Here is a 6,201-nt window from a genome sequence, read left to right as displayed (position 1 = left end):
CGAGAAGGACGTCGAGAAGGGTGCCGCGCGGCCGGTGCGTCAGGCAGCCGTGTGGCATTCGCCACTGGCCTGGCAGGTGACGCTCTTCATGGGCATCAATTCGCTGCTGTTCTATACCGTCAACAGCTGGCTGCCGAGCATGCTGGCGGACAATGGCTTCTCAGCCGAGAAGGCGGGCTCGTTGCATGGTCTACTCCAGCTGGCTTCGGCCTTGCCGGGATTGATTCTGGTGCCCCTGATGCCGCGCCTGAAGGATCAACGCCTGATCGCCTTCGCGACGCCCTGCATGTCGCTGGCGGGATTCATCGGGCTATGGCTGATGCCAAAGTGGGCACTGGTGTGGGTGCTGTTGCTGGGCGCGGGCTCCGGGGCCAGCTTCATTCTCGCCTTGTCATTCATGGGGCTGCGGGCGCGTGATGCCATGCAGTCGGCTTCACTGTCGAGCATGGCGCAGACGCTGGGCTATCTGCTCGCGGCCATGGGGCCGCCGCTGATCGGCGCGCTCTACGATATGCAGGGCAATTGGCAGCTGGCACTGATGGTCTGCGCCGTCCTCAGTGTGCTGATGGCAGGTGTCGGCTGGCTGGCGGGCAGAGACCGCCAGTTGCCTGAGGCGTCGGCATCTGAATAATGGAGCGCTGCCCCCAAGGGGCACTGGCACATCCCCCCATGACAAGGAAGTGAGAGATGGCGAATGCTTCATCGGCTAGCGAAGATCAACGGGCGTCTGACTCGCCAGCTGTTGCGCAGCACCCCGGACGTCGGCGCAAGCCGCCTTTGCGGGCAGCCATCCTTGGCCTGGCCAGTCTCGGAGGTATCTTCATGATCGTTCAGCCAGCCAATGCCGCGACGCTGTCACTGCGCGTGATCGAGACCACCGACATCCACGCCAACGTGATGGATTACGACTATTACAAGGACCGGCCCAGCGTGCGCATCGGCCTGGTACGCGCGGCAGGTCTGATCAAGCAGGCGCGTGCCGAGGTAGCCAACAGCGTGCTGCTGGACAATGGCGACCTCATCCAGGGCAGCCCGATGGGCGATTACATGGCGGCAGAAGGTCTCGAGGAGGGTGATGTCTTCCCGGCCTACAAGGTCATGAATCAGCTGGATTACGATGTCGGCAATATCGGCAATCATGAATTCAATTACGGGCTCGAGTATCTCGAACGGGCGCTGTCCGGCGCGCAGTTCCCCTATGTGAACGCCAACCTGCTGGACGCCACGACAGGCGAGCCGTACTTCACGCCCTACCAGATCACCGCCCATGCCTTCACCGACAGTGAGGGCAACGCTCAGACATTGAAGATCGGCTATATCGGCTTCGCACCGCCGCAGGTGATGACCTGGGACCGCAAGCACCTCCAGGGCCGCCTGACGGCCGAGGACATCACCGAGAGCGCCAGGCGCTGGGTGCCCGAGATGCGCCGGGCGGGCGCGGATGTGGTGATCGCCATCCCGCACTCCGGCATCTCGACCGACCACTACCGGGTGATGGCCGAGAATTCGGTGTATTACCTCTCGCAGGTCGAGGGCATCGATGGCATCGCCTTCGGGCATGCCCATGCCGTCTTCCCCAGCGAGGAATTCGCCGAGGTACCGGGGGCCGATATCGCCAGGGGCACCCTCAATGGCGTGCCGGCGATGATGCCGGGGCACTGGGGCAGCCATGTGGGCGTGATGGATCTCGAACTGAGCAATGCCTCGGGCCAGTGGCGGGTAGTGAGCGGCCAGACAGAAGCCCGCCCGATTCAGGTAGGGGGCGAGGCGCAAGTGGCGGAAGATGCCGAACTGGCGGCGCTGGTCGATCATGAGCACGACGCCACGCGCGAGTACGTCAATCGCAGCATCGGACGCGCCAGTGCGGCGATGAAGAGCTATCTGGCGCTGGTGCAGGACGACCCGACGATCCAGATCGTCAATCGCGCCCAGGCCGATTACGTCAAACGCTTCGTCGAAGGCGACCCGGACCTGGAAGGCTTGCCGATTCTCTCGGCAGCCGCGCCGTTCAAGGTCGGCGGCCGTCACAATGATCCGACCCAGTTCACCGAGATGGAGGCGGGCGAGCTGAGCTTCCGCAATGCCGCCGATCTCTATCTCTATCCGAATACGCTGGTGGCGCTCAAGGTCACCGGCAGGGAAGTGCGGGAATGGCTCGAGTGCAGCGCCGGCCAGTTCCATCGCATTGATCCGGATCTCGCCACGCCCCAGCCCTTGATCAACTGGGAAGGTTTCCGCAGCTACAACTTCGACGTGATCGATGGCGTCGAGTACCGGGTGGATGTCACGCAGCCGGCGCGTTACGACGGCAATTGCGCGCTGATCGACGCCGATGCCCACCGTATCCAGGGACTCGCCTACCAGGGCGAGCCGGTCAAGGACGACGAGGTCTTCCTGCTCGCGACCAACAACTATCGCGCCTACGGCGAGGACTTCCCCGGCACCGGAGAGTCGCATATCGCTTTCGCGTCACCGGATGAAAATCGCAGCATTCTGGCCCAGTACATCTCGCGCCAGACGCAGCAGCAGGGCGCGGTGGACCCCGCGGCGGATCACAACTGGCGGCTGGCCGCGATCGACACCGATACCCCGCTGGACATTCGCTTCACCACCGCCCCCGGCGAGGATGCGCAGCAGTTCATTGATGCCCAGGCGGTCTACCCGATGACGTTGGTGGATCAGGACGAGATGGGCTTTGCCCGTTATCGCGTCGGGCTGGACCGGATGGAATAGCCAAGGCAGCACATTGTCGAGCACGTCGTTCCTGGCCTGGATTCAGGTGGGCAAAAACGCCAGTCAGCAATTGCTGACTGGCGTTTTTTTGTCACTTGGCGCTACCCGCTATCTGTTTCATTATTCGCTTTTGCCTCAGGTTCTTTTGCGCAGTCCCATTGCGGGTCAGCGCCAAGGTGCGTGCAAGGCGATGCTCAGCAGCACGCGTTTGCCGCGCTCGATGCGGCTGACGCTGTGTTCGTGAAGGTCGGGGCGAAACAGCACCACGCGGTCCGCGAGGCGAAAGAGGCTGCCATCGGTCTCGAAGACACCGCCCCGGCGGGGCTTCTTGAGCACGATATTGAGCTTGTAGTAGCTGCCGCTGCCCATCGGGTCGTTGTGGCGCATCACGCTGTGGCCTTCGGGGTAGGTCACCAGGTTGATGGTCAGGCGACGAAGATCGAGCAGACTGCGGTTGATGACACGGGCCATGGGCGTTTCCCTTGAATTTGATGGGGCCATTAAAGCGTATTTTGAGCAATCAATCAAAATCGTGCTTGAGTGATTGCTCAGGAATCCGTAAGGTGGTCCCACGTTCACGGCATCACCGCGATATAGCACTGTTTCGCCAGGCCGTGATTGAGTATTCATCAAGCGAAGAGGTCAGCAATGAGCCACGACAACGTGACAATGGAAGCCCTGGAAACCCGTTATGCGATGATCGAAGGTCACCGCATTGCCTACAAGGAAATGGGTGAAGGTCAGCCGTTGTTGTTGATTCACGGCATTCCGACCAACAAGCTGATGTGGCGTGATGTGATGCCGGAATTGGCCAGGCATTATCGTGTCATCGCCCCGGACATGCTCAACTATGGCGAGTCGGACATGCCGGTGGATGCTGACGTTTCCATCAATGCCCAGACACGCATCTTCATCAAGCTGATGGATTCACTGGGTGTGGCGAGTGCGGATGTCGTCTCGCATGATATCGGCGGAGGTATCGGTCAGCTGATGGCCGTCAATCATCCCGAGCGTGTTCGCCGTCAAGTACTGATCGACAGCGTATGCTTCGATTCCTGGCCGATTCCGGAGTTCAAGCAGCTGCTGGAGCCGGGCGTCGAGGAAGCGACCAGCGTCGAGGAATTCATCAGCACCATGCGCGGCTTCATGCCCAGTGGTGTGCATGATCCGGCCGTCGCGACCGAAGAGATGGTCGAGCGCTATGTGTCCCAGTGGAACAGCGAGCAAGGCAAGGCGGCTTTCTTCCGCAACATGCGTCGTCTCAACAAGGAATACACCCAGGCCATCGCCGGTGAGCTCAAGAATATCGAGATCAAGACTCTGGTGCTGTGGGGCGACAAGGACAACTTCCAGAAGCCGGATTACGCCCCGATGCTGGCAGATGCCATTCCGGGTGCCGAGCTGATCTGGGTGAAGGATGCCGGTCACTGGGTGACGGATGAAAAGCCGCAGGATACCGTGCGCTATATCCTGGACTTCCTCGCCCGCTGAGGAGGAGCCCATCAGCCATAAGCGCAGTAAAATCTCACCCCTGATGGTGAATGAGCCCTGAACGACAATGCCCGGTCCTATGACCGGGCATTGTCGTATCTGGCGGAAATCGCGCACGGGAAATCGCCTAATGATGCGCGATGTTCCGCGCGGCCGGAGGGGACTGTCGCTTGCGCTTGGCGGTGATCGTCAAGGCCTCTTCCTCGGTAAGGTCATCGATGATCGTGTCGAGAGAGGCATTGCCTACCGGGGGCAGGGGCGCGTGATCACTCCGCGGGGCAAGCGTCGGCGCTGTCTGGAAGGCGAGGGGTCTTTCCAGTGCCATGATGCTGCCACTGCGCGTCGGGGTGCACTGCTCATTGACCAGGGTGAAGCCGTGGCGCTGGTAGAGCGCCAATGCCGGGCTGTCGGAGAAGACTCTCAGGCGCAGCGCGCGCGGGCAGGGCTGAGCGCCCGGGGAGAGCTCGGAGGCGCGGTCTTTCATCAGCGACTGGCCGTACTCCTGTTGCGTTGCCAGCTGGATCAACCAGTTCAGGCAGGCGGAGCCGACGCCACGGCCTTGCCAATGTGGCACCAGTTGCAGGTCGCGCAGATACAGGATGTCCGGCAGGGCCTTGAGGCTGATGAAGCCGACCCATTCGCCATTGATACGTATCGCGTAGTTTTCGTTGTCCTGCCAGCGCTCGCTGAACAACTCCTCGTCCCAGCTCATGCCATGCCGTTTGTAGGTCGCGAGCATGTTGCCGCAGCACAGTCGCCGAGCCGCGGCGCTCAGATAGCTGCTGCAAGCCGAATCGCTGATAGGGGTAATGCTGAGATCATCCATGATCCTGTCGCTTATTGTTGAGGGTAGGGGCACAGATGCGCGGACTGATGACCATTCGTCCAGAATAGCGGACCAGTCGGTTAGCGCATACTAATGTAGTTTGCCATCTATCATCGGATGTTGGGTTGCCGCTGACAAGTGAATGCCTGTCCAGTGCTTGTCCTGCACCTTTCAAGCGCCCCTCAAGTGCCCCTCAAGTGCCCGTCCAGCTTTGCCCAGTCGTAGAAGGTGAGCCGAGAGTTGCCAAAACGTAATAGTTACACTATAACATTGCGTTTTTGTTCGTCGGCGGCGGTTGCGCGTCGGCATCCATGCTCTTGCTCGGGACTCGCGATATCGATGGTCAAATTGCTCTCAAGGCTTCGGTGGCAATACCGAACCTTCCTTCACGATCGCAGGCAGCTGGCCGTCGCCAGCGTCGCGCTGAGCCTGGCCGTGGTGCAGCCCAGCCATGCGCAAGATGCCTCAGCGGCGCAAGCGTCGGCGGCTGACACACGACGTCTGGAGATTGTCGCGCCCTTCGACATTAAGGGGGCGGACCCGCTGCTCAGCGGCATTCTTTTCCAGCGCATGCAGATCGTCGAGACACTGGTCGAGGTGGATGCCACGGGAGAGCTGCAGCCGGGATTGGCGACCGATTGGGAGGTCTCGGATGACGGCCTGGAGTGGCGCTTCACGCTCCGCTCCGGCGTACAGTTCCATGATGGCAGCCAGCTGGATGCCGAGGTGGCGCGTCAGGTGCTCGAGATCGCAAGTGCCAAGCCGGGTCTGTTGAAGTCGGTGCCGGTCGAGCGGATCGTCGCCGAAGATGCCCAGACGCTGGTGATTGCCCTCAGCGAGCCCTTCGCCGCATTGCCCGCCTATCTGGCCGATTATCGCCAGCAGATACTCGCGCCGGCAGCCTTCGATGAGACGGGCACCGCCCAGCAGGTCATCGGCACCGGCCCCTATCGCATGCTGCGCATGACGCCGCCCTTGAGCCTGGAAGTCACCGCCTTCGAGGACTACTGGGGCCCGCAGCCCGAGGTGCGCCAGGCGCGCTATCAGGCGGTGAGCCGCGCCGAGGGCAGGGCATTGATCGCCGAGAGCGGAGATGCCGACTTCACCTATGGGCTGGACCCCGCCAGTCGCCAGCGTCTCTCCCAGTCGCC

6 protein-coding genes are annotated in these 6,201 nt (G+C 61.6%); 4 read left to right on the top strand and 2 right to left on the bottom strand.

Annotated features, from left to right (window positions below; genetic code table 11):
- The coding region (locus tag AC4FAH_RS07720; RefSeq protein WP_490245851.1) for an MFS transporter at window positions 1-631 on the top strand (631 nt) is incomplete at its 5' end.
- A gap of 191 nt (window positions 632-822) precedes the next feature.
- Window positions 823-2,733, top strand: a complete 1,911-nt coding sequence (locus AC4FAH_RS07715; RefSeq protein ID WP_213114130.1) for a bifunctional 2',3'-cyclic-nucleotide 2'-phosphodiesterase/3'-nucleotidase — start codon at window positions 823-825, stop codon at window positions 2,731-2,733.
- 165 nt (window positions 2,734-2,898) lie between these two features.
- Here AC4FAH_RS07715 and AC4FAH_RS07710 read toward each other — a convergent pair whose 3' ends face one another.
- The gene (locus tag AC4FAH_RS07710) at window positions 2,899-3,204 is read right to left on the bottom strand and encodes a hypothetical protein (RefSeq protein WP_043332791.1); all 306 of its coding nucleotides are present in this window, start codon (window positions 3,202-3,204) and stop codon (window positions 2,899-2,901) included.
- A 177-nt stretch (window positions 3,205-3,381) separates the two neighbouring features.
- Between AC4FAH_RS07710 and AC4FAH_RS07705 the strand changes: the two genes are divergently transcribed.
- Window positions 3,382-4,224: an alpha/beta fold hydrolase gene (locus AC4FAH_RS07705; RefSeq protein ID WP_225996418.1), complete on the top strand. Its 843-nt coding sequence runs from the start codon at window positions 3,382-3,384 to the stop codon at window positions 4,222-4,224.
- A 127-nt stretch (window positions 4,225-4,351) separates the two neighbouring features.
- Here the strand turns inward: AC4FAH_RS07705 and AC4FAH_RS07700 are convergent, their stop codons facing one another.
- Entirely contained in the window at window positions 4,352-5,050 is a 699-nt protein-coding gene (locus tag AC4FAH_RS07700; RefSeq protein ID WP_176676950.1) for a GNAT family N-acetyltransferase, read from the bottom strand.
- A 435-nt stretch (window positions 5,051-5,485) separates the two neighbouring features.
- Here AC4FAH_RS07700 and AC4FAH_RS07695 point away from each other — a divergent pair.
- Window positions 5,486-6,201 (top strand): ABC transporter substrate-binding protein (locus AC4FAH_RS07695; RefSeq protein WP_490245850.1); only part of this gene is annotated, 716 nt, incomplete at its 3' end.

Source organism: Cobetia sp. (assembly GCF_983723665.1).
This window is presented reverse-complemented; position numbering and strand designations above follow the sequence as displayed.